The 20,927-nt window shown below is 68.4% G+C and carries 21 protein-coding genes; 14 read left to right on the plus strand and 7 right to left on the minus strand.

All coding sequences use genetic code 11. From position 1 onward, the window contains the following. The first annotated feature begins 51 nt into the window (after positions 1 to 51). From HCU76_RS29300 to HCU76_RS29330, 7 genes are all read left to right on the plus strand, one after another. Complete coding sequence (locus HCU76_RS29300; RefSeq protein WP_218511257.1) at positions 52 to 1,752, plus strand: acyl-CoA dehydrogenase family protein; 1,701 nt, start codon at positions 52 to 54, stop codon at positions 1,750 to 1,752. A gap of 31 nt (positions 1,753 to 1,783) precedes the next feature. Continuing rightward, positions 1,784 to 2,758 carry a tripartite tricarboxylate transporter substrate binding protein gene (locus HCU76_RS29305; RefSeq protein ID WP_218511258.1) on the plus strand — a complete coding sequence of 325 codons (975 nt, stop codon included), beginning with the start codon at positions 1,784 to 1,786 and terminating at the stop codon, positions 2,756 to 2,758. A gap of 48 nt (positions 2,759 to 2,806) precedes the next feature. Continuing rightward, complete coding sequence (locus HCU76_RS29310; protein WP_213952733.1) at positions 2,807 to 3,784, plus strand: tripartite tricarboxylate transporter substrate binding protein; 978 nt, start codon at positions 2,807 to 2,809, stop codon at positions 3,782 to 3,784. A 7-nt stretch (positions 3,785 to 3,791) separates the two neighbouring features. Beyond that, positions 3,792 to 5,024 (plus strand): CaiB/BaiF CoA-transferase family protein, encoded by a 1,233-nt coding sequence (locus HCU76_RS29315; protein ID WP_213952732.1) that lies wholly within the window; start codon positions 3,792 to 3,794, stop codon positions 5,022 to 5,024. Continuing rightward, entirely contained in the window at positions 5,021 to 5,443 is a 423-nt protein-coding gene (locus HCU76_RS29320) for a PaaI family thioesterase (RefSeq protein WP_256354556.1), read from the plus strand. The genes HCU76_RS29315 and HCU76_RS29320 overlap by 4 nt, the downstream gene beginning before the upstream one ends. 38 nt (positions 5,444 to 5,481) lie before the next feature. Then, complete coding sequence (locus tag HCU76_RS29325) at positions 5,482 to 6,624, plus strand: CaiB/BaiF CoA-transferase family protein (protein ID WP_213952731.1); 1,143 nt, start codon at positions 5,482 to 5,484, stop codon at positions 6,622 to 6,624. Between the two features lie 223 nt (positions 6,625 to 6,847). Continuing rightward, entirely contained in the window at positions 6,848 to 7,864 is a 1,017-nt protein-coding gene (locus tag HCU76_RS29330) for a glycosyltransferase family 2 protein (RefSeq protein ID WP_213952730.1), read from the plus strand. 106 nt (positions 7,865 to 7,970) lie between these two features. Here the strand turns inward: HCU76_RS29330 and HCU76_RS29335 are convergent, their stop codons facing one another. The 3 genes from HCU76_RS29335 to HCU76_RS29345 all read right to left on the minus strand — a co-directional run bounded on the left by HCU76_RS29335 (position 7,971) and on the right by HCU76_RS29345 (position 10,687). Then, positions 7,971 to 8,381, minus strand: coding sequence for a hypothetical protein (locus tag HCU76_RS29335; protein WP_213952729.1), 411 nt, complete (start codon positions 8,379 to 8,381; stop codon positions 7,971 to 7,973). Positions 8,382 to 8,434: 53 nt separating this feature from the next. After that, positions 8,435 to 10,429 (minus strand): molecular chaperone HtpG, encoded by a 1,995-nt coding sequence (htpG, locus tag HCU76_RS29340; RefSeq protein WP_213952728.1) that lies wholly within the window; start codon positions 10,427 to 10,429, stop codon positions 8,435 to 8,437. 63 nt (positions 10,430 to 10,492) lie between these two features. Next, a complete protein-coding gene (locus HCU76_RS29345; RefSeq protein WP_213952727.1) occupies positions 10,493 to 10,687 on the minus strand; it encodes a hypothetical protein in 195 nt (64 codons plus the stop codon). Between the two features lie 30 nt (positions 10,688 to 10,717). Between HCU76_RS29345 and HCU76_RS29350 the strand changes: the two genes are divergently transcribed. The 6 genes from HCU76_RS29350 (at position 10,718) to HCU76_RS29375 (ending at position 16,089) form a co-directional block, all read left to right on the plus strand. Then, on the plus strand, positions 10,718 to 11,395 hold the full coding sequence (locus tag HCU76_RS29350) for a hypothetical protein (RefSeq protein ID WP_213952726.1): 678 nt from the start codon (positions 10,718 to 10,720) through the stop codon (positions 11,393 to 11,395). Between the two features lie 43 nt (positions 11,396 to 11,438). Further along, entirely contained in the window at positions 11,439 to 12,110 is a 672-nt protein-coding gene (locus HCU76_RS29355; RefSeq protein ID WP_213952725.1) for a hypothetical protein, read from the plus strand. Then, on the plus strand, positions 12,107 to 12,598 hold the full coding sequence (locus HCU76_RS29360) for a hypothetical protein (RefSeq protein ID WP_213952724.1): 492 nt from the start codon (positions 12,107 to 12,109) through the stop codon (positions 12,596 to 12,598). Before HCU76_RS29355 ends, HCU76_RS29360 begins: the two co-directional genes overlap by 4 nt. Further along, on the plus strand, positions 12,595 to 13,410 hold the full coding sequence (locus tag HCU76_RS29365) for a hypothetical protein (RefSeq protein ID WP_213952723.1): 816 nt from the start codon (positions 12,595 to 12,597) through the stop codon (positions 13,408 to 13,410). Before HCU76_RS29360 ends, HCU76_RS29365 begins: the two co-directional genes overlap by 4 nt. Then, complete coding sequence (locus tag HCU76_RS29370) at positions 13,407 to 15,491, plus strand: SdrD B-like domain-containing protein (protein WP_218511259.1); 2,085 nt, start codon at positions 13,407 to 13,409, stop codon at positions 15,489 to 15,491. Before HCU76_RS29365 ends, HCU76_RS29370 begins: the two co-directional genes overlap by 4 nt. A 73-nt stretch (positions 15,492 to 15,564) precedes the next feature. Beyond that, the gene (locus HCU76_RS29375; protein ID WP_213952721.1) at positions 15,565 to 16,089 is read left to right on the plus strand and encodes a DUF3761 domain-containing protein; all 525 of its coding nucleotides are present in this window, start codon (positions 15,565 to 15,567) and stop codon (positions 16,087 to 16,089) included. Between the two features lie 114 nt (positions 16,090 to 16,203). On the opposite strand, the gene HCU76_RS29380 is transcribed toward HCU76_RS29375, so the two are convergent. Then, a complete protein-coding gene (locus HCU76_RS29380; RefSeq protein ID WP_213952720.1) occupies positions 16,204 to 17,178 on the minus strand; it encodes an ABC transporter substrate-binding protein in 975 nt (324 codons plus the stop codon). Between the two features lie 347 nt (positions 17,179 to 17,525). Between HCU76_RS29380 and aqpZ the strand changes: the two genes are divergently transcribed. Then, on the plus strand, positions 17,526 to 18,224 hold the full coding sequence (aqpZ, locus tag HCU76_RS29385; RefSeq protein WP_213952719.1) for an aquaporin Z: 699 nt from the start codon (positions 17,526 to 17,528) through the stop codon (positions 18,222 to 18,224). 141 nt (positions 18,225 to 18,365) lie between these two features. Here the strand turns inward: aqpZ and HCU76_RS29390 are convergent, their stop codons facing one another. The 3 genes from HCU76_RS29390 to HCU76_RS29400 form a co-directional block, all read right to left on the minus strand. Continuing rightward, positions 18,366 to 18,737, minus strand: a complete 372-nt coding sequence (locus HCU76_RS29390; RefSeq protein ID WP_213952718.1) for a hypothetical protein — start codon at positions 18,735 to 18,737, stop codon at positions 18,366 to 18,368. A gap of 65 nt (positions 18,738 to 18,802) precedes the next feature. Then, positions 18,803 to 20,182 (minus strand): HAMP domain-containing sensor histidine kinase, encoded by a 1,380-nt coding sequence (locus HCU76_RS29395; RefSeq protein ID WP_213952717.1) that lies wholly within the window; start codon positions 20,180 to 20,182, stop codon positions 18,803 to 18,805. Further along, on the minus strand, positions 20,179 to 20,841 hold the full coding sequence (locus tag HCU76_RS29400) for a response regulator transcription factor (protein ID WP_213952716.1): 663 nt from the start codon (positions 20,839 to 20,841) through the stop codon (positions 20,179 to 20,181). Before HCU76_RS29400 ends, HCU76_RS29395 begins: the two co-directional genes overlap by 4 nt. Positions 20,842 to 20,927 lie beyond the last annotated feature (86 nt).

A 20,927-nucleotide genomic window follows, 5' to 3' on the forward strand; every position in this document is an offset into this window, starting at 1 on the left:
ACAGATATCGTCGCAATGCCAACAATCGGCCCGAACCGAAGGAGACAAGACATGGCAGACCTTACCGCCCATCCCGTTCCGGACCGCCACGGCCAGAACCTCTTCACCACCGACACCGAACTGCACAAGCTGCTCGCGCTCTATCTGCCGAGCGACCTGCTGCGCCACATGCAGCCGCACTTCGAGCGCCTCGGTGCGCTGGCCGGCGGCCCGCTCGACGAGCTGGCGCACACCGCTGACGTCAACCCGCCCACGCTCTCGCTGCGCACCCGCACCGGCATCGACGACCAGCGCGTCAACAAGCACCCGGCCTACGTCGAGATGGAACGCCTCGCGCTCAGCGAATTCGGCCTGGCCGCGATGTCGCACCGCGAGGAGACGCTGGGCTGGAAGGGCAAGATGCCGCCGCTCATCAAGTACGTGCTGACCTACCTGTTCGTGCAGGCCGAGTTCGGACTGTGCTGCCCGGTATCGATGACCGATTCGCTGGCGCGCACGCTGAAGAAGTTCGGCAGCCCCGAGCTGGTCGAGCGCTTTCTGCCACGCTTCCAGTCGGTGGATTTCGATGAGCTCGCACAAGGCGCGATGTTCATGACCGAGCAGGCCGCAGGCTCCGACATCGCGGCCACGGTCACCAGCGCCGCGCAGGACAAGAACGGCCAATGGCGCCTGAGCGGCGACAAGTGGTTCTGCTCCAACCCCGACGCCGATTTCGCGATGGTGCTCGCTCGCGTCGAAGGCTCCGCCGCCGGCATGAAGGGCGTGTCGCTGTTCCTGCTGCCGCGCCAGCTCGACGATGGCTCGCACAACCACTACCGCATCATCCGCCTCAAGGACAAGCTGGGCACGCGTTCGATGGCCAGCGGCGAGATCCGCCTCGAAGGCGCCATCGCCTACCTCGTCGGTGAACAGGGCCGCGGCTTCGTGCAGATGGCCGACATGGTCAACAACTCGCGCCTGTCGAACGGCGTGCGCGCGGCCGGCCTGATGCGCCGCGCCTGTGCCGAGGCCGAATACATCGCGAGCCAGCGGCAAGCCTTCGGCAAGCGCCTGGCCGACATGCCGCTGATGCAGAAGCAGTTGCAGAAGCTGCGCCTGCCGGCCGAGCAGGCCCGCACGATGGTGTTCCAGACCGCGCAGGCGCTGATGCGCTCCGACGGCGGTGAAACCGCTGCCTACCCGCTGCTGCGCATCCTTACGCCGCTCATCAAGTTCCGCGCCTGCCGCGATGCGCGCAAGGTCACGGGCGATGCGATGGAAGTGCGCGGCGGCTGCGGCTACATCGAGGAATGGTCCGACCCGCGCCTCGTGCGCGATGCCCACCTGGGCTCGATCTGGGAAGGCACCAGCAACATCGTCGCGCTCGACGTGATCCGCGCGGTGACGCGCGAGAACTCGCTGCCGGCGCTGCAGGCGCACTTCGGCGCGCTGCTCGACGATGCGCCCATCGCGCCGGCCTTCGCGACCGCGCTGCGCGGCGCACTGGACCGCGCCTGCGCCCTTGCTATGCAAGCATCCGAAGCAGCCAAGGACGGCGACGTCATCGCCCGCCAGGCCGCCTCCGCGCTGTACCACACGTGCAGCGCCATCGCGATGGCCTGGGAAGGCGCACGCGGCGGCTCGGCCCAGCGCATCGACTGGTCGCAACTCGTGCTGCTGCACCGCGTGCTGCCGCGCGACCCGCTCTCACCCACAGGCATCCCGGCCGACTGGACGCAAGCTGCGCCAGCCACCGCCGCGATCCCCGCCTGACACAGCCCCAAGAAGATCACCAGAGACAAACATGAAACTGTTCAAGACCCTGTTGCTTGCCTGCGTTGCAGCCCTCCCGCTGCTGCCCGCGGCCCACGCGGAAGGCTTTCCCGACAAGCCCATCATGCTGGTCATCCCCTTCCCGCCCGGTGGCCCGACCGACGCCATGGCGCGCACCCTCGCCGCGGAGATGAAGGACCGCCTCGGCCAGCCCATGATCGTGGAGAACCGCGCCGGCGCCGGCGGCAACATCGGCGCGGAATACGTCTCGCGCGCCGCGCCCGACGGCCAGACCCTGCTGTTCGGCACCTCGGGCCCGCTCGCCATCAACTCCAGCCTCTATCGCAAGATCGGCTACGACCCGGTGAAAAGCTTCGCGCCCATCATCCAGGTCGGCCACCTGCCGAACATCCTGGTCGTGAATCCGGCGGTGCCCGTCAAGAACGTGAAGGAACTCATCGCCTATGCCAAGGCCAACCCCGGCAAGCTGAGCTATGCCTCCTCGGGCAACGGAGCCTCGTCGCACCTGGCTGGCGTGATGTTCAACACCATGGCCGGCGTCGACCTGCAGCACATCCCGTACAAGGGCACCGGCCCGGCCTTGACCGACCTGCTCGGCGGCCAGGTCAGCATGAGCTTCACCGACGTGCTCACCGCCCTGCCCTACGTCAAGTCCGGCAAGCTGCACGCCCTCGGCATCACGACCGCCACGCGCTCGCAGGCACTCCCCAACGTGCCGACCGTGGCGGAGCAAGGTGTGCCGGGCTACGACGTCAGCGTGTTCTTCGGCATCGTCGCGCCGGCCGGCACGCCGCCGGATCGCATCGCCAAGCTCAACAAGGCTTTCGCCGAAGTGATGGCCACACCCAAGGTGAAGGAACTGTTGGCGGCGCAAGGGCTGGAGCCGGCCCCGTCGACCGCGCCCGAGCAACTCGGCAAGTTCATCAGTACGCAGACGACGAAATGGGCCAGCGTCGTCAAGCAATCGGGCGCCCAGCTCGACTAACGCCAGTGTGAACAGGCCTCGAATCCAACAACATCAAGGAGACAAGACATGACCTTCCCACTCACCCGCAGACACCTTCTGACCGCCGCAACCGCCGCACTGGCCTGCACCGCCGGCAGCGCGATGGCGGCCGGCTATCCCGACAAGCCGATCACCCTGATCGTCCCCTACGCCGCCGGCGGCCCGACCGACCAGCACTTGCGCGTGCTGGCCGATGAGGCCGGCAAGCTGCTGGGCCAGGCCATCGTGCTCGACAACAAGCCTGGCGCCAACGGCATCAACGCCGCGGCCGCGATGCCGCGCGCCAACCCCGACGGCTACTTGCTCGCGGTGCTGCCCGCTTCCGTCTACCGCGAGCCCTACGTCAACAAGGTCACTTTCGACCCAGCCACCAGCTTCTCGTACATCCTGATGCTGTCGGACTACACCTTCGGCCTCACGGTCAAGGCCGATGCGCCGTGGAAGACGTGGAAGGACTTTGCCGCGGATGTCGCGAAGCGTCCGGGCAAGGTCAACGTGGGCGCCACCGGCGCGGTCGGCACGCCGCGCATCGTGATGGATGAGATCGGCGCCGCTGCCAACCTGCAGTTCAACATGGTCCCGTACAAGGGCGACGCGGACGTGGCCACCGCCATCCTCGGCGGCCACATCGACGCGGCGCCGCTGTCTGGCGTGGCCACTCCGCACATCGAGGCGGGCAAGATGCGCTATCTCGCGATGCTCACGCCCAAGCGCGTGAAGCGCTACCCCGACCTGCCGACGCTCAAGGAGCAAGGCGTCGACGCCTTCATCGAATCGCCCTACGGCATCGCGGGCCCGGCCGGCATGGACCCGGCCAAGGTCAAGGTGATCCACGATGCATTCAAGAAGGCGCTCGAATCGCCCGCCGGCCTGGCCGTGCTCGACAAGTTGAACCAGTCGGTCAACTACATGGGGCCCGAGGACTATCGCAAGTACGCCCTCTCGGCCTATGCCCGCGAGAAAGATCGTGTTGCGCGCCTGCGCAAGGCCGGCCTGCTGGAATGAACATCCGATGACCACTGCAACAACATCCCCCCGCGCCCTCGACGGCGTTCGCGTGCTAGACCTGAGCCGCGTACTGGCTGGCCCCTGGTGCGCCCAGCTGCTCGGCGACCTGGGTGCCGACGTCGTGAAGATCGAAGCGCCCGGCCGCGGCGACGACGCGCGCGAACTCGGCGTGGCCATGGAAGCGCCGCAGCCCGGCAAGGGCCGCGACTCCAACTTCTTCCTGGCCTGCAACCGCAACAAGCGCTCCATCGCCATCGACTTCTCGAAACCCGAGGGCGCCGATCTCGTCCGCGCGCTGGCGACCGAATGCGACGTGCTGGTCGAGAACTTCAAGGCCGGCACGCTGCGCCGCTACGGGCTCGACTACGAGACGCTGCGCGAGCTGAACCCGCGCCTGATCTATTGCTCGGTCACGGGCTTCGGGCAGGACGGCCCCTATGCACCGCGTCCGGCCTACGACTTCATCATGCAGGCCATGACCGGCATGATGAGCACCTGCGGCCCGGCCGACGGCGCGCCGATGCGCACCGCGATCCCGACCACCGACCTCGTCACCGGCTACCAGGCCAGCCTGGCCGTGCTGGGTGCGCTGATCCAGCGCGGCGTCACCGGACGCGGGCAGTTCATCGACGCGGCCATGCTCGATGCCAGCATCGGCTTCAACGTGCACCTGGCGCAGGGCTTCCTGCTCAACGGCGAAGTGCCTTCGCGCCAGGGCAACAACAACCCGATCGCAGCGCCCTCGGGCGTGTTCCGTACGGCCGACGGCTGGGCGGTGATGGCGGCAGGCAATGACCGGCAGTTCGTCGCCATGTGCGGCGTGCTCGGATGCCCGGAACTGGTGACCGACCCGCGGTTCGCCACCAACGGCCAGCGCGTCGTCGAGCGCGAGGCGCTGCACGCCGAACTGGAACCAAGGATCGCGCGCGAAACCACCGCGCACTGGCTCGCGTTGCTGGAGACCGCCCAGGTTCCCTGCACCCGCATCAACACGATGGACCAGGTTTTCGAAGACCCGCAGGTGCGCCACCGCAAGATGACGGTGCAGGTCGACCACGGCAGCGGCCGCACCATTCCCATCCTGCGCAGCACGCTCAACATGAGCGACAGCCCGGTGAGCTACCGCGCGCCGCCGCAGCTGGGCCAGCACACCGATGAAGTCCTCGCGCACTGGCTGTCGATGGATGCATCGCAGATCGCCGAGCTGCACGCCAAGGGCCTCGCGCACTCGGCATGAAACCCTTCGAGAACGAAGCCCCGGGCATGCTGTTCGGCCTGCCGATGCCGATGGCGCAGGCATTCGGCTTGCGCGGCGAGAAGATCGGCGACATGCACGCCACCGTGCGCATGCCGCGCAACGAACTGCACACCAACAGCCGCGGCGACGTGCATGGCGGTGCGCTCGCGGTGCTGCTCGACTGCACGCTGGCCAGCGCCGCGCGCGCGCATGCGCCGGTGCGCTTCGGCGTCGTCACGGTCGACATGGCCCTGCACTTCGTCGCCCCCTGCAACGGCGACGTGATCGGCACCGCCACCTGTGAGCGGCGCGGCCGCTCGCTGTGCTTCGTGCGCGGCGAGGCGCGCAACGTGCAGGGCGAGCTGCTGGCGCTGGCGACCGGCACCTTCAAGCTGGTCGAGCGCGCCGCGAGCGCCTGACCCTCGACCCCTCTCAAGTTCCCCAAAGGAAGTCTTCGATGACCACCCCAGCCAACACCGGCGCCCTCGCGGGCATCCGCGTGCTCGACATCTCGCGCATCCTCGGCGGCCCGTACTGCGGCCAGATCCTCGGCGACCACGGCGCCGACGTGCTCAAGGTCGAGCCGCCACAGGGCGACGACACGCGCACCTGGGGCCCGCCCTTCCGCGACGGCGTGGCCTCGTACTACCACGGGCTCAACCGCAACAAGCGCACCATGTCGCTCGACCTCGGCAGCGAGCAAGGCCGCGAAGCCTTGCTGGCACTGGTGGCCGAGGCCGACGTGCTGATCGAGAACTTCAAGACCGGCACGATGGAGCGCTGGGGCATTGGCTACGACGACTTGTCGAAGCGCTTTCCCAAGCTGGTCTGGTGCCGCGTGTCGGGCTTCGGTGCCGACGGCCCGCTCGGCGCGCTGCCGGGCTACGACGCCGCGGTGCAGGCCATGACCGGCATCATGAGCATCAACGGCGAAGCCTCGGGCGACCCGCTGCGCGTGGGCCTGCCGGTGGTCGACATGGTGACCGGCCTCAACGCCGTGATCGGCGTGCTGCTCGCCTTGCAGGAGCGCCAGCGCAGTGGCAAGGGCCAGTTTGTCGAGGCGGCCCTGTACGACAGCGGCCTCTCGCTGTTGCACCCGCACGCGGCCAACTGGTTCATGGATGGCCGCAAGCCGAAGCGCACCGGCAACGCGCACCCCAACATCTACCCCTACGACGCGCTCAACACCGGCACCGACCCGATCTTCCTGGCGGTGGGCAACGACCGGCAGTTCGCCAGCTTCTGCCGCGTCATCGGCCAAGCCGAATTCGCGCAAGACCCGTTGTTCCGCGACGCCGGCTCGCGCTCCACGAACCGCGTCGCGCTCAAGGAAAAGCTCGAGGCGGCGCTGGCCTCCTTCGACGGGCGCACGCTCGTCGACCAGCTCATGGCCGCTGGCGTTCCCGCGGCTCCGGTGCTGCCGGTCGACGCGGCCTTGAACCATCCGCACACCGCGCACCGCGAGATGGTGGTGGAACTGGAAGGCAGCTACCGCGGCATCGGTGCGCCGGTGAAGCTGAGCCGCACGCCGGCCAGCTATCGGCACGCGCCGCTGACGCCGGGGGATGGCTTCCTCAAGGCGGCCGACATCACCGGCTGAGCGCCGACGCGTCGCACCAAGGACGTGGGCAAGCCGGCCGGCGGACACGCTTTCCCGTGCTTCCCGCGCAACAGTCAAGTCCTACACCGGCGCAATGCGCTTCATCGCGGCAAACGCCGCGAGAGCGGGCATCCAGGCCACTCGCGGTCGCACTTTTCCCTGAATGAAAAGGAGTAAATTCCGCCTCAACGAGGAACATACCTCGCAACTTCAGGGACCCACCATGTCAAGTGCAACCGCGGCGCGTACGGCGCTGGTGCTCGAAACCAACAATCTTCACGACGGCCCCGGCATGGAGCTCGTCTCCTCCAGCCTGCAGCGGCTGATCTTGCTGTTGGGCCAGCAGACGCTGCCGCTGACGTCGCTCGCACAGGTCGTCATCACGCACGACGGACTTCCTCCCCACATCTGCAAGAGCATCGAGCGCCTTGCTCAGCGGCCGATCGACTTCGTCGCGATCGACCCCTACACCGGCTACTACGATGCCAAGAACGTCGGGTTCGACATGACCGATGCGGCGCTTTGCGACTACGTCGCCTTTGCCGATGCCGACTGCCTGCCGGCGGCCGACTGGCTCGAACGCCTGCTCGAGCCGCTCGACGGCCCCGAGGGGCCCTCGGTCGTTGCCGGTCGCACAAGCTACGACACCAGCCTGACGGGCATCGCGCTGACAACGCTGGACTTCATGTATTTCCCGAGCCCACTGCGCCAGGGCGGCACGCGCAACTTCTATGCGAACAACGTGGTGTTCCGACGGGACGTGTTCGAGCGGTACAGCTACCAGGTGCTGGACGGCGTCTACCGCGCCCAATGCGAAGTGCTGGGCCTGCGGCTGCAGGCGGCCGGCGTGCCGGTCTGCTACGAGGCCCGCGCCCACACCCAGCACCGTCTTCCAGGCACGCGCCGCGACTGGTTCAAGCTGCGCTGGTTGCGAGGGCAGGACAGCCGCGGCCTGACACCGTTGCTGGTCGAGACCTGCGTGCCCGCGCCGCTGCAGTGGCTGGCTCGCAGCGGCCCCATCGGCACGCTGTGCGTGCAAGCGTCACGGATGGTCTTCAGCCTGCGCGCCATCAACCACCAGGACCTCCCCCGCGTGCGCGGCCTGCGCTGGCTTGGCACGGCGCTGCTGGTGATGGCCTATTCGGCCGTCGACATGGCCGGCGGGCTGTTTCGCGGTTTCGGCGCGCATACGCTCGATCACCAAAAGGCGGACGAACAGGCCCTCTCGTACCACCGCTGAAGACGCCCGAATGGCATGCGCCAAGAGCCTCGACCGCCTGGGGATTCGCCTCAGAAGGTGTGAAGACTTCGTAGCGAGGGTCCGCAGTAGAAATATTCACACCTTCTCAGGGCGCGATCGGGTTCCCGGGCGACCCCAGCGGCGCGGCGCCGACCACGATCGCGCTTTGCGCCGACGCCTGCGGGTCATGCAGGATCACGCTCTTGCCAACCCCCACGCCCACCCCGCCAACGCCGACGCCAACACCCAGTCCTGCACCTGCGCTGGCGTAGACCTGGCCCAGGTGATTGATGCCGACGCCTGCGCCCAGCGGGCCCCAGCCGGTGTTGATGCCGAGGGCCGGTCCGCCGGGGCCGACGCCGAGACTCAGCGAGATGCCCGGGACGATCGGCACCGCGATGCCGGCGCCGACTGCGCACCCGCCCACCGCGAGGCTGGCCGCAAGCAGGGCGCCGCACGCGCCGATGTGGCGCATGGTGCGGGAGGCGGGACTTTGATGTGAACTGGCGATGGTCATGGCACTTCCCTGAATGAACGGCCGGACTCGGTGCCCGACCATCGCGCCCGAGCCTAAATCAGGAGAGCGTTGACGCGGCGCACATAGGCAGCGGGATCTTGCGGCAGTCCACCCTCGGCCAGCAAGGCCTGGTCGAACAGGATGTTGGCCAGGTCGTCGAAATGTGCCGATGTCTCCAGCTTCTTCACCAACGCGTGCTCGGCATTGACCTCCAGCACGGGCTTCAGGTCGGGCGCGGGCTGGCCGGCCTGCTTCAGCATGCGGGCGAGCTGCGTGCTCATGCCGCCGTCCTTGACCACCAGGCAGGCCGGTGAATCGACCAGGCGCGTGGTCACGCGCACGTCCTCGGCCTTGTCCTTCAGCGCTTCCTTCAGGCGTTCGAGCACAGGCTTGAAGGTCTCCGCGGCGGCTTCGGCGGCCTTCTTCTCGTCTTCATCCTGCAGGCTGCCGAGGTCGACCGCGCCCTTGGCCACGCTTTGCAGCGGCGTGCCGTCGAACTCGTGCAGGTAGCTCAGCGCCCATTCGTCGACGCGGTCGGTCATCAGCAGGACCTCGATGCCCTTCTTCTTGAACAGTTCGAGCTGCGGGCTGTTCTTCGCGGCGGCGAGCGTGTCGGCCGTGATGTAGTAGATCGCGTCCTGGCCTTCCTTCATGCGGGCCTTGTAGTCGGCCAGGCCCACGCTCACGGTGTCGGTGGTGCTGGAGGCGAAGCGCAGCAGCTTGGCGATGCGGTCACGGTTGCCGTGGTCCTCGCCCAGGCCTTCCTTCAGCACGGCGCCGAACTCGGCGTAGAACTTCGCGTACTTGCCGGCGTCCTCGCTGTTCGATTCGCTTTCTTCCTTCTTGTCGACCACATCGGTGACTTCATCGGAAGCAGGCTTGTCGGCGGCGGGTGCAGCAGGCTCGGCTGTGGCTGCGGCAGCCTTGTTCGCCAGGTCTTCCAGCATCGACAGCACACGCTTGGTGCTGCCTTCGCGGATGGCCTTCACGTCGCGGCTTTCCTGCAGCAGTTCGCGGCTCACGTTGAGCGGCAGGTCGGCTGAGTCGATCACGCCCTTGACGAAGCGCAGGTAGCTCGGCAGCAGCGCCTCTGCATCGTCCATGATGAAGACGCGCTTGACGTAGAGCTTGAGGCCTGCGCTCTTGTCGCGGTTCCACAGGTCCATCGGCGCCTTTGACGGGATGAACAGCAGTTGCGTGTACTCGGTGCTGCCTTCGACGCGGTTGTGGCTCCAGGCCAGCGGCGCCTCGTAGTCGTGGCTGATGGTCTTGTAGAACTCGCTGTACTGCTCGGGCGTGATGTCCTTCTTGGCGCGGGTCCAGAGGGCGCTGGCCTTGTTGACCGGCTCCCATTCGCCGGTCTTCACCATGTCGCCGGGCTGGTCGTTCTCGCCCTCTTTCCATTCCTCTTTTTCCATGAGGATGGGCAGCGAGATGTGGTCGGAATACTTGCCGATGACCTGCTTGAGCTTCCAGGCGTTGAGGTAGTCCTCCGCGTCTTCGCGCAGGTGCAGCGTGACGCTGGTGCCGCGCTGCGGGCGGTCGATGGATTCCACTTCGAAGTCGCCGGCGCCACCGCTCACCCAGCGCACGCCTTCGCCCGCCACCATGCCGGCGCGGCGCGATTCGACGGTGATCTTGTCGGCCACGATGAAGCCCGAGTAGAAGCCCACGCCGAACTGGCCGATGAGCTGCGCGTCGGCCTTCTGGTCGCCGCTGAGCTTGCTCATGAAGTCCTTGGTGCCGCTCTTGGCGATGGTGCCGAGGTTGTCGATGGCTTCCTGTTTGCTGAGGCCGATGCCGTTGTCGGCAATGGTGAGCGTGCGGGCGGCCTTGTCGAAGGACACGCGCACCTCGAGATTGGGCGCGTCCTCGTACAGGCCGCTGTCGTTGATCGCCTCGAAGCGCAGCTTGTCGCACGCGTCCGATGCGTTCGAGATCAGCTCGCGCAGGAAGATTTCCTTGTTCGAGTAGAGCGAATGGGTGACGAGGTGAAGCAGCTGGGCGACTTCGGCCTGGAACGGGAGTTTGGTGCTGGCGCTGGTCATGGAAATAAGAGTTTTCGATGGTCAAAAGGGCGGCCGATCAAAGCCGGTCGGAGCCGCCCGGGTTCAGTTGGTCATTGCAGCCGTATTTTCAAGCGCGGCGCGGCGCGCCTTGTAATCCATTTCACTGACAGGCACAAAAGCCTGATGCATTTTCCATACGCCTTTTCGTGATTTATTGAAGGTTGAGAACAGTTTGAATGACGAATGCGCCCAGTTTCGCAGGGTGCGGCTTACATTTGCGTCGGCAAGGCCTGTCACCCTTCTTTGTCAGTCACTCAGGGATCGAATATGAAAAAGCTGTTACTCGCGTCCGCGCTCGCCGCGTTGCTCGTGCCACTGGCCGCCCAGGCCGAATCCACCGTCACCAACAGCCTCACCGCCGCGGCGCCCGCGCCCGCCAGTGCACGACTCGACTTCAGGATCACCATCCCGAAGGTGCTGTTTCTCCAGGTCGGCACCGGTGCAGCGGCGCCGCTGGCGGCCCTCGGCACCATCAACAAGATCGAATTCGACGTGCCCGCGGGCAACGTCGGCAACGGAACCGCCGTGGCGCCGACCACCGGCGGCGACCTCCTCGGCGGCACCGGCGTGACCGTGCGGGTCTACTCCAACACCGGCAGCCGGGTCGACCTGACCAGCACCACGACCGGCCCGATGACCGCTGGCGGCGCCGCCTCCGTGCCGTGGTCCGACATCGCCGTCACGACGGCGTCGCTGGCGACCCCGACGGCAGGCTATTCCAACATCGCCATTCCGCACCCGGCCTTCACGACCGGCGCCTCCGGCGGCACTTCGGCAGCGGTGGCGCTGACCGGGGCCGGCGGCGGCAGCCCCGCGGGGCTGGTGCGTCGCGAGGGCAGCTGGGTCTTCGCCTATGCCAATACCGCGGCACTGCCGGCCGGCGTCTACGGCGACACGGCAGCCAACAACGGACGAGTGACCTACACCGCCACAGCAGTGCCCTGAGCGTCGGGCCCAGCCCTCGCCGCACGGACACGGCCTGCGCGCCATGGACACACGCGTCCCCGCTCCGGGCGCATCGCCACGCCTGCGCGCGTCGGCGATGCTGCTCGCCTTGCTGGCCGCCGCGCTGGATGCGCAGGCGTACACCATCGCCATCACGGCCGGCAGCCGCACGCTGTACCTGCAGGTGGGCGTCGGCAGTTCGCTGGGCGCCGTGCTCGCGGGCGGCGGCCTTCCCCCCAACAACAGCACCGTCAACCAGGTCAGCGTGACGGTGCCTGCGGCGGGCTCAGGCTCCGGCACCCCCTATGCCATGGCGACCGACAGCCCGGTCAGCAACAGTCCCTACGACGACTTCGCGGGCTACTGCACGCCGACGGTCAACGGAGAGGTGTACGTGGGCGGCTTTTTCCGCGTGCCGGGTGCCGGTGCGGGTGCCGCGGCCACGCTCACCGTGACCGCGCCTCCCAACCTGGTCAGCGCGAGCGGCGCCACGCTGCCCTTCAGCGAAATCGAGTGGACCTCGGCTGGCCTGGAAGATGTCACGCCGACCATTCCCAGCGGCCGATTCCCGGGCACGGGCGCGACCAGCACCTTGCTCTCGGTCGCGCGCAATACGTGGTTCGAGAGCTGCCTCGCGTTTCGCTACCTCAACACACGGCTGGTGCCCGGCGGCACCTATTCGGGCCGCGCCGTCTACACGCTGACCGCGCCATGAAGCACCTCGCGCTGCGCGGGACCCGCGCGCTCACGAAGGCGCTGGCCCTGGCGGCGAGCGCGCTGCCCGCACCCCCGGCGATGGCGGCGACCACCTACCGCATCGACGACACCGGCACCGTCAGCAGCCCGGCCGTGACACCCATGCGCTGGCGCCGCCTGGCACCCGGGCGCGCCGCCGACAACACGGTCGAAGGCCAGGTGGCCGTCGCGGCCCGGCTCAACCTCGGCGCGTGGGTGCATCGGCAAGCCCGCATCTACCTTGCGCTGGCGCCCACCGAAGGCGACCAGTTGAGCGTGAGCTGGCGCACGCAGGGTCGCCTGCTGCCGGGCCAGATGCGGGCCGGCACCCGCACCGTGGTGTTCGAAGGCGTGGTGAGCGAGCCCTTCCTGCAGGAGACGCTGCTGTTCCAGCTCACGGCCGACGGCCGGCGGCTCGCGCGCGCACAGGCGCTCCAGTTCCATTTCGAGATCGAGGTCACTCCATGAAGCCGCACCTGCTTCGCTGGCGCGCGGGCTGCCGGCTCGCTGCCGCGCTCTGGTGCGCAGCCGTGGCCTTGCCTGCGCATGCGCAGTTCGCGCTCGCCATTTCGCCGCCACGCTTCGAACTGGAGGCCGAGGCGGGCGACCGCGTTCGCGACACCATCGAGTTGACGCACACCGCGGCGGGTTCGGGCAGCTACACGGTCCGCACCGCCGACTGGCGCATGAAGCCCGACGGCAGCGTCGAGTTCTCCGATGCGCTGGCGCCGGGCAGCTGCCGGCCGTGGGTGGCAATCGAGCGGCGCGAGCTCAGCATCGGCCAGGGACGGCCCTATCGCTTCCGCTTCGAAGTCGTGCCGCCGCCGGACACGCCGCCGGTGGAGTGCCGCTTCGCACTGATGGTGGAAGGCAAGGACGACGCTTCGGCGGCGGGCATGCCGCTGACGTTCTCGGGCCGCATCGCGGTGATCGTCTATGTGGCCGTGGGCAAGGTGTCGCCCGTCATCGACGTGACCGGCAGCGGCGTGAGGCAGGTCGACGGTCAGGCCCTGCCCTATCTCCGCGTGCGCAACACCGGCAACGCGCACGGTCGCCTCGCAGGCTACCTGGCCGGGACGGACGCCAGCGACGCCCGGCTCGAATTCCAGCCTGAGGCCCTGGCCATCCTGCCCGGCGACACGCGCGACGTGGCCCTCGTCCCGAGCAAGCCAGGCGACGCTGATGCCGCCGTGGCCGTGGCCTTCCCACTGACCATCCAGGGCAAGGTCGAGTGGGGACGCAGCGGCACGACGGCGATCGACAAGCGCTTCGCGCGATGACGCGCCGGCTCGCCTGCGCGGCGGCGCTGGGACTCTGCGGGGCCAGCGCCCTGGCGCAGACGGCGCCCGCGGCCAGCGTCTATGAGGACCGCGTGCTCGACGCCGGGCCGCAAGCCGACCTGGCCGAAGCGGACCCCGCAGCGACCTCCGGCTGGCCGCGCGGCTGGAGTGCCGAATTGCAGTCCACACGGCAATCGGGCCAGGCCGAGGCGCGCAATGAAGCGGTGCTGTTCTCCGGCTACGTCGACACGCCCGACTACGGCGCACTGTCGGCCAACCTGAACCTCAACCGCTATCGCAACACCTATTCCGACACGGCGATCGCCGGCAATTTCGGCGCGAACTACACCCTGGCGCCTTATCGCTACGAGACCGGCAACACCTGGCGCATCGACCAGCGCGCGATGCCCTTCGACGGCGGCTGGTTCGGCAACAGCAGCGCCGGCAACATCAACATGGCCGTCGCGCCGATGGGGCGCGGCATCGGCCGCGTGACGCTCCCGGCCCTGTCGATCGAGGGCATGGCGGCGACGCTCGAGCGCCCCGGACGCACCAGCTTCAATGCCTCGGCCGGCCGCCTCGGCTACTTCTCCGGCCTCGACTCGCAGGGCTTCGCGACGGGCAAGGGCACCGCCGCAGGCTTCGGCGCGCAGACCCAGCTCGCCGGCGCCGACCAACCGGATGCGCCGGGGCGCGTCGACGCCGCCGCGCAGTTCATCGAAAGCCGCGATGTCAATCCGAACGGCGTGGCGGGCTTCCGGCAAGACACCCGTGCGCTGTGGGCCGCGGCGTCATGGCAAGGCGTCGCGCCGTGGGCCGATACGCTCGGCGCCGGGCAGGGCGGCATCGGCGAGCGCGTCGGCGGCATGCGGGTGCAGGGCAAGGTGGTGGGCAGCACGAGCCAGCCTTCTAGCGGCTATTCGCTCGCCGGCCGCGACTCGGCCAGCGGCGCCTGGGTCGACGCCAACTGGCGCAGCGCGTGGCTGCAGCAGTCGGCCTCCGCCTATTACTTCGAGCCGCAGTTGCGGTGGGGCGCGGACGGGCTGCCGGCCAACATCAAGGGCATGACCTGGCGCGGCGACATGCAGACGCGCCAGTGGCAGCTCGGCCTCAACACCGAATGGAGCGACAGCGTCACCGGCCCGCAGAACCGCTCGTTGTATGTGAACGTCTTCGGCCGCTACCGTCTCGATTCGCGCGACGCGGTCTCGGGCAACGTGGCCGTTCGCAGCGGGGCGTATGCGGCGCAGTCCGCGCAGTTGACGTGGGAGCACCAGTCGGCGTGGGGCTACACGCAGTGGCGGACGGACGTCGCGCTCGGGAAGGACCTGCGCGTCGTGCGCACGGGCGTGGACCACAGCTGGAAGGTGGGCGAGAGCCAGACCTTGTCGACCACGCTGGCCTTCGAGCATTCGTACCAGGGCGGCGACACCGCGCGCAGCGTGCAGTGGGGCGTGCTGGGCACCGCGCCGCTGCCGGGCACAAGCGGTGCGCGCCTCGACCTCACGGTGCGTGGCAGCCAGGGCGTGGGCGACACCGCCAACCGCTTCCTGAACGCCAACGTGCGGCTGGTGTGGCCGCTGGCGCCGGGCTGGTCGTTCGTCGCCCAATACGCGGCGTCGCGCGGGCAGGAGCAGTTGAACCCGGCCGTGCTTTCCGCGCTGACGGTGGCGACGCTGCAGCCCACGCTGGTGCAGCCTTCAGGGCGGTCGATGCTGCTGGCGCTGCGCTACGAGAGCCGCGCGGGCAGCAGCAGTGCGCCGATCGGCGGCGCTCCGGGTGCGGGCTCTGGCCGCGTCGAAGGCCATGTGTTCTTCGACCAGGACCACAACGGCAAGCGCGAGGCGAGCGAAGGCGGCGTGCCCAACGTCACCGTGATGCTGAACGGCCGCTACGTGGCGCGCACCGACGCGCAGGGTTACTACAGCTTTCCGGCCGTGGCCGCGGGCGCCTACGAGGTGGAGTTGGTGCCCGACAACCTGCCGCTGCCGTGGATGCCGGCGGTGCGCGAGGGGACGAAGGTACAGGTGTATGTGCGCAGCGCCGCGACGGCGGACTTCGCGGTGCAGCGCGAGCGGTAGGTCCTGGTCAGGTTGACGTGGGGTTGAGGGGCCAAGCTGCAGATCGATCCACAACCTCCACACAGGGAACGCCATGAACTTTTCTCATCCCACCCGGTCGCTGCTAGCCGCGTCGTGCCTTCTGTTCGGCGCCGTCGCCGCTCAGGCGCAGGTGCCCGCCGACGCACCGGCCGGCACCACCGTGCAATGCAAGGACGACAGCTACGCCAGCCCCGAGACCAAGTCGGGCGCGTGCCGCGGCCACAAGGGGATCAAGACCTGGTACGGCAAGACTGCCGGCGCTGCGGCGCCTGCGCCGGCCGCCGCGGCAGCGCCAGCAACAGCCGCAGCAGCGCCAGCAGCCGCTGCCGCCGCGCCCGCCATGGCCAAGCCCGCAGCCACCGCGGCAAAGGCACCGGCTTCCACCGACAAGACCGCATCGATGGTGCAAGCGCCCGGCGGCGGCGCCGGCAAGGTGTGGGCCAACGACGAGACCAAGGTCTACCACTGCATGGGCGACAAGTACTACGGCAAGACCAAGAAGGGCGAGTACCTGAGCGAGGCCGACGCCAAGGCGAAGGGCATGCACGCCTCACACAACAAGGCCTGCAGCACCTGAGGCTCGACGCCGGGCTCACGACGCTTCGGGTCGCTCATCCAGGCGCTGGCGGCGGCAACACCCGCAGCCCGGCAAACCCGGTTCCGCGGTGTTCGGGCCGGGCCCCCGGCCGACTTAGCGTGGCTGCGACTCGACCTCGCTTGTCCACTTGTCGATCAGCCGCTTGCGCTCGGCGGCTTTGCCGTACTTCTCGAAGTCGTACTTGATGAGCTTGACGCCGTCCGATGAGGGGATGCGCGGGTCGGGCTTGAAGGTCTTGTTGGCGGGGGTCTGGAAGCTGCCGGCCTTCGCGCCGATGGACTGGCCCGCCGGGCTCATCAACCAGTCGTAGTACCGAACAGCGTTGGCCTTGTTGCGTGCGCCCTTGACGAGCGCGATGCCGCCGATCTCGTAGCCCGCGCCCTCGCAGGGCGATGCGGTCTTCACCGGAAATTTGTCGTAGCGCCAGCGCTCGAAGCCGAACAGGAAACTCACGCCGATGCCGACTTCGCCCTTGGCCACGCTGGGCGCCTGCGCCTGGCCGCTGCGGGTATAGCTGGTGACGTTCCTGTGCAGCTTCTTCATGTAGTCGAAGGCGGCATCCTCGCCCATCAATTGCACCAGGCCCGCGATGATGGTGTACGCCGTGCCGCTGGTGGCAGGATGCGAGATCTCGATCTCGCCCTTGTACTCGGGCTTGACCAGGTCGGCCCAGCACCTGGGCTCGGGCAGCTTCTTCTTGCGGAGTACGTCGGTGTTGAAGCCGAATCCGATGGTGCTGGTGTAGAAGCCGCCAACCTGGTTGCCGCTCATCGCATATTGCCGCACGGACCAGTCGAACAGGTCGTTCAGGTAGGTCGGCCGGTAGGCATCGAGCAGGCCCTGCTCGGCCGCCTGCAGGAAGGGATCGCCGGTGCCGCCCCACCAGATGTCGGTCTTGGGATTGGCCGCCTCGGCGCGCAATTGCGCGCCGATCTCGCCGGTGCCCTTGTGCGCCTGGTTGACCTTGATGCCGGTGGCGCGCGTGAACTCGGCCGCAGCGGCCTCGCACCAGCCCGCATCGGTGCTGCACAGCGCATTGACCGTGCCCTGTTGCGCCCACGTGCTCATGCAAAGGGAGGCCGCGGCTGCCGCCACGGCCCAACGCCCGAGGCCACGCCGTGCCTGTACCGATGCCCGCGGGGGATCGACCCGGGATGGCAAGGCCAGGTCAACTGGCAAGCGGATGGCGACGGCCTGGACAGCAACTGGAGACATGCGGCAACCCCGTGAATTGAGATGAAACCGCAGGATAGCCGCGCCGGCGCCGGAAAGCCGGGGGATTCGTGAACAGGTTCCGCGCCGACGATGACCACAGGTCGCAAGACGTCGCCAAAGCGCCGATATCGCTTCCACAATCCGCCCCGCCCGACCCCGTTCGGGCGTTTTTTTGCATTCACTACAAGGACTTCAGGGATATGGAACACAGCACTTTCAAGAAGTGGTCAGCCGAGTTCGCCGGTACTTTCTGGCTTGTCTTCGGCGGCTGCGGCAGCGCAGTCCTGGCGGCCGCGTTTCCTCAACTGGGCATTGGCTTTCTCGGCGTGTCGCTGGCCTTCGGGCTGACGGTGCTCACCGGCGCCTATGCCTTCGGCCCGATCTCGGGCGGACACTTCAACCCGGCCGTGTCGGTGGGCCTCGTGCTCGGCGGGCGCTTTCGCGCATCGGAACTCGCGGGCTATGTCATCGCGCAGGTGCTGGGCGCCATCGCGGCAGGCGGCGTGCTCTATGTGATCGCCACCGGCAAGGCCGGCGCGGAGATCGGCGGCTTCGCGACCAACGGCTTCGGCGAGCACTCGCCAGGCAAGTTCAACATGACGGCCGCGCTGGTCACCGAGATCGTGCTGACGGCCGTGTTCCTGATCGTCATCCTCGGCGCGACGGCCAAGCGTGCAGCCGCCGGCTTCGGCGGCATGGCCATCGGCCTGTGCCTGACCCTGATCCACCTGGTGTCGATCCCCGTGACCAACACCTCGGTGAACCCGGCACGCAGCACCGGCGTCGCACTGTTCGGCCCTGCCTATGCGATGTCGGAGCTGTGGCTGTTCTGGGTGGCGCCGATCGTCGGCGCGATCATCGGTGCGGTGATCTACAACGTCTTGCTGAAGGAGGACTGAAGCAGCATCAGCTTGTCAGACGCTTGTTCGTGGGCACCCCCCGGGGAACCGGCTTTGCCGGGCCGCCGGGTGCGTCCCCTCGAGGAGCTGCCTCAGGCGACCGCCCAAGCGCCGCAGGCACATTCGGGGGTAGGCCTGATTTCAGCCGCCGGCGCCTGGCAGCCGGTGCGCCGTGGTCTCGCCGACGGACTCGCTGGAGGTCGCGTGCGAAGCCGCCACCGCGCCCTTGTAAGCCTCGTCGGCCGACATGCTCGAACTCAACGCGGGCGCTGCCGTCGACTGGCCGACGGCCTCGCTGTTGCCGCCGGCATGGGCCGCGGCGATGGCCTCGCGCTGAACGTCCTCGGCGCGCACTGTCGAATTCATCATCCTCGGGCTGGTGGATTGCCCGATGGCTTCTGTGCCGCTGGATTCTCGTTCGTCCTGCGCCTGCTGCGCGAAGGCGGACGCCACGCTCAATGCGGCGCATGCGGTCACCGCGGCGGTCACGAGATGTCGAAGGGTTGCTTGCATGGTGAGGTGTCTCCTGGAAAGCCTTCACTCTAGGCAAGCAGAGTGAGCGTCCCATGAGCAAAGTCTTAGGCAGGGGTGAGCAGGTGCACGCGCGCGATGAGGCCCTGCGTGCCCTCGCCGTCCTCCTGCCGGTCGCGCAGTTCGATGCGCAGGCCCTGGCGTGACGCCGCGGCCTGCGCGATCGCCAGCCCCAGCCCGCTGCCGCCGGGCGGCGTGCCCGGCACGCGAAAGAAACGGTCGAACACCTGGTCGCGCCATTCGGGCGCGATGCCCGGGCCATCGTCGACGACATCGACCACGGCACGGCCTTCGATCGCATGCAGGCGCACGTCCACTGCGCCGCCTTCGGGCGTGTGGCGCAAGGCGTTGTCCACGAGGTTGTCGAACACGCTGTGCAGGTCGGCCGGCGATGCATCGAGCACCGGCGCGATGCGGCCCTCGAAGCCGACGTCGACGCTGCGCTGGTCGGCCAGCATCATGCGTTGGCCCAGGCTCTCGCGCAGAAGCGCCGCCACGTCGACCGGCGAACGCGAATCATCGACCGCCCCTTCCTGACGCGACAGTTGCAACAGTTGCTCGATCAGGTGCTGCGCGCGGGTGACGCCGGCCTCGAGTTGCCAGAAGCGTTCGCTCGCCTCGCCCTCTGGCACATGGCTGCGCAGGTTCTCGAGCTGCAGGCCGATGGCGGTCATCGGCGTGCGCAGTTCATGCGCTGCGTCCTGCACGAAGCGGCGTTGAGAAACGAAGGCGTTGCGCAGCCGCGCGAGCAGGGTGTTGAAGGCCGCGACCAGCGGCCCGATCTCGTCGGGCACGCGCGCCAGCGGCAGCTCGGCCATGGAGCGTTCGTCCTGCGCCGCCACCTCGCGCGCCACGCCGCGCAGCGCGCGCGAGGTGGCGCTTACGATGAGCCACAGCATCAGCAGCGTGGCCGGCAGCATCAGCGCCAGCGGCAGGCCCTCATAGAGCGCGCGGCGTGCGATGCGCTTTTGCCGGAAAGCCTCGCTCTGGATGACCTGCACGCGAGGATGCCCGGGCTGCTCTTCATCGAGAGGGACCGTGAAGACGCGCCAGCCTTGCCCCTCGGCCGGGCCCGTTCGCACGTCGGCAAAGCCCGGCGTCTCCTGCAGCGGGACGACCGCGGCCGGATAGGCGCTCGCAAGCGGCGCAGCGCCGTCGGCCGACCACTCCTGAACAACGACCGCGCCGTGCGCCTGCACGTCGGTGGCATCCAGCATCTGCAAGGGTCCGGGCTTGCGATTGCCGGCACGGGACTCGGCCACCAGCCGCATCTGGTCGTCCATGAAGGTGTGCACCATCCGCCCGTAGGCGCCCCAGGAGAACCACGCGGTGGCGGCCGCGGCGATCAGGTGCAGCGTGATAAGCCACAGCAACAGTCGCGTGCGCAGGGAGCGCGGGCGCCAGCGGCTCCCGCCGGTCCAGCTCATGCGGGCACCGCGACGCGCCAGCCCAGACCGCGCACGTTGCGGATCGCATCCGGCCCGATCTTGCGGCGCATGCCGTGGATCAGCACGTCGACCGCGTTGCTGGTGACTTCCTCGCCCCAGCCGTAGATCCGGTTCTCCAATTGCTCGCGCGACAGGATGGCGCCGGGGCGTTCGAGCAGCGCATGCAGCAGCGCGAACTCGCGCGCGGTGAGCGTCTCGCGCACGCCGTTCTGCAGCACCTCGCGCGTGGTCAGGTCGAGTTGCAACGCGCCGAAGCCGATCAGCGAATGCGCCGCCCCGTCACGCCGCCGCACGACGGCGCGCATGCGGGCCAGCAACTCGCGAAAGGCGAAGGGTTTCTGGAGGTAGTCGTCCGCGCCGAGGTCGAGCACGTGGATACGGTCCTCGATGTCGCCGCGCGCCGTGAGCACCAGCACCGGCGTGGCATCGCCGCTTTCGCGGGCGCGGCGCAGCACTTCGGCGCCGTCCCGGCCCGGCAAGCCGAGGTCGAGCAGCACGCAGGTGTAGTCGCCGTCATCGAGCGCGCTTTGCGCGAGCGGGCCGTCGCGCACCCAGTCGACCGACCAGCCCGCACCTTCCAGGGCCTGGCGCAGGCTGCGCCCGATCATTTCGTCGTCTTCCACCAGCAATGCGCGCACGGTTGTCCTCGGTCTGGAGCTATCCAGGCGAGGAGGCTACGCCTGAATTGTTAGGCGTGCATGAGGGCGTGCAGCGAAGCCCGTTC

The sequence above is a fragment of the Variovorax sp. dw_308 genome, assembly GCF_019207085.1.
In the GTDB taxonomy this organism is placed as follows: domain Bacteria; phylum Pseudomonadota; class Gammaproteobacteria; order Burkholderiales; family Burkholderiaceae_C; genus Variovorax.

Coding starts and splice junctions, on each gene's coding strand:
- HCU76_RS29395 (WP_213952717.1), bottom strand. CDS start 20,182: ATGAGCTGGACCGGCGGGAGCCGCTGGCGCCCGCGCTCCCTGCGCACG.
- HCU76_RS29370 (WP_218511259.1), top strand. CDS start 13,407: ATGACGCGCCGGCTCGCCTGCGCGGCGGCGCTGGGACTCTGCGGGGCC.
- HCU76_RS29310 (WP_213952733.1), top strand. CDS start 2,807: ATGACCTTCCCACTCACCCGCAGACACCTTCTGACCGCCGCAACCGCC.
- HCU76_RS29305 (WP_218511258.1), top strand. CDS start 1,784: ATGAAACTGTTCAAGACCCTGTTGCTTGCCTGCGTTGCAGCCCTCCCG.
- HCU76_RS29315 (WP_213952732.1), top strand. CDS start 3,792: ATGACCACTGCAACAACATCCCCCCGCGCCCTCGACGGCGTTCGCGTG.
- HCU76_RS29320 (WP_256354556.1), top strand. CDS start 5,021: ATGAAACCCTTCGAGAACGAAGCCCCGGGCATGCTGTTCGGCCTGCCG.
- HCU76_RS29325 (WP_213952731.1), top strand. CDS start 5,482: ATGACCACCCCAGCCAACACCGGCGCCCTCGCGGGCATCCGCGTGCTC.
- HCU76_RS29365 (WP_213952723.1), top strand. CDS start 12,595: ATGAAGCCGCACCTGCTTCGCTGGCGCGCGGGCTGCCGGCTCGCTGCC.
- HCU76_RS29300 (WP_218511257.1), top strand. CDS start 52: ATGGCAGACCTTACCGCCCATCCCGTTCCGGACCGCCACGGCCAGAAC.
- HCU76_RS29350 (WP_213952726.1), top strand. CDS start 10,718: ATGAAAAAGCTGTTACTCGCGTCCGCGCTCGCCGCGTTGCTCGTGCCA.
- htpG (WP_213952728.1), bottom strand. CDS start 10,429: ATGACCAGCGCCAGCACCAAACTCCCGTTCCAGGCCGAAGTCGCCCAG.
- HCU76_RS29390 (WP_213952718.1), bottom strand. CDS start 18,737: ATGCAAGCAACCCTTCGACATCTCGTGACCGCCGCGGTGACCGCATGC.
- HCU76_RS29335 (WP_213952729.1), bottom strand. CDS start 8,381: ATGACCATCGCCAGTTCACATCAAAGTCCCGCCTCCCGCACCATGCGC.
- HCU76_RS29355 (WP_213952725.1), top strand. CDS start 11,439: ATGGACACACGCGTCCCCGCTCCGGGCGCATCGCCACGCCTGCGCGCG.
- aqpZ (WP_213952719.1), top strand. CDS start 17,526: ATGGAACACAGCACTTTCAAGAAGTGGTCAGCCGAGTTCGCCGGTACT.
- HCU76_RS29380 (WP_213952720.1), bottom strand. CDS start 17,178: ATGAGCACGTGGGCGCAACAGGGCACGGTCAATGCGCTGTGCAGCACC.
- HCU76_RS29330 (WP_213952730.1), top strand. CDS start 6,848: ATGTCAAGTGCAACCGCGGCGCGTACGGCGCTGGTGCTCGAAACCAAC.
- HCU76_RS29375 (WP_213952721.1), top strand. CDS start 15,565: ATGAACTTTTCTCATCCCACCCGGTCGCTGCTAGCCGCGTCGTGCCTT.
- HCU76_RS29360 (WP_213952724.1), top strand. CDS start 12,107: ATGAAGCACCTCGCGCTGCGCGGGACCCGCGCGCTCACGAAGGCGCTG.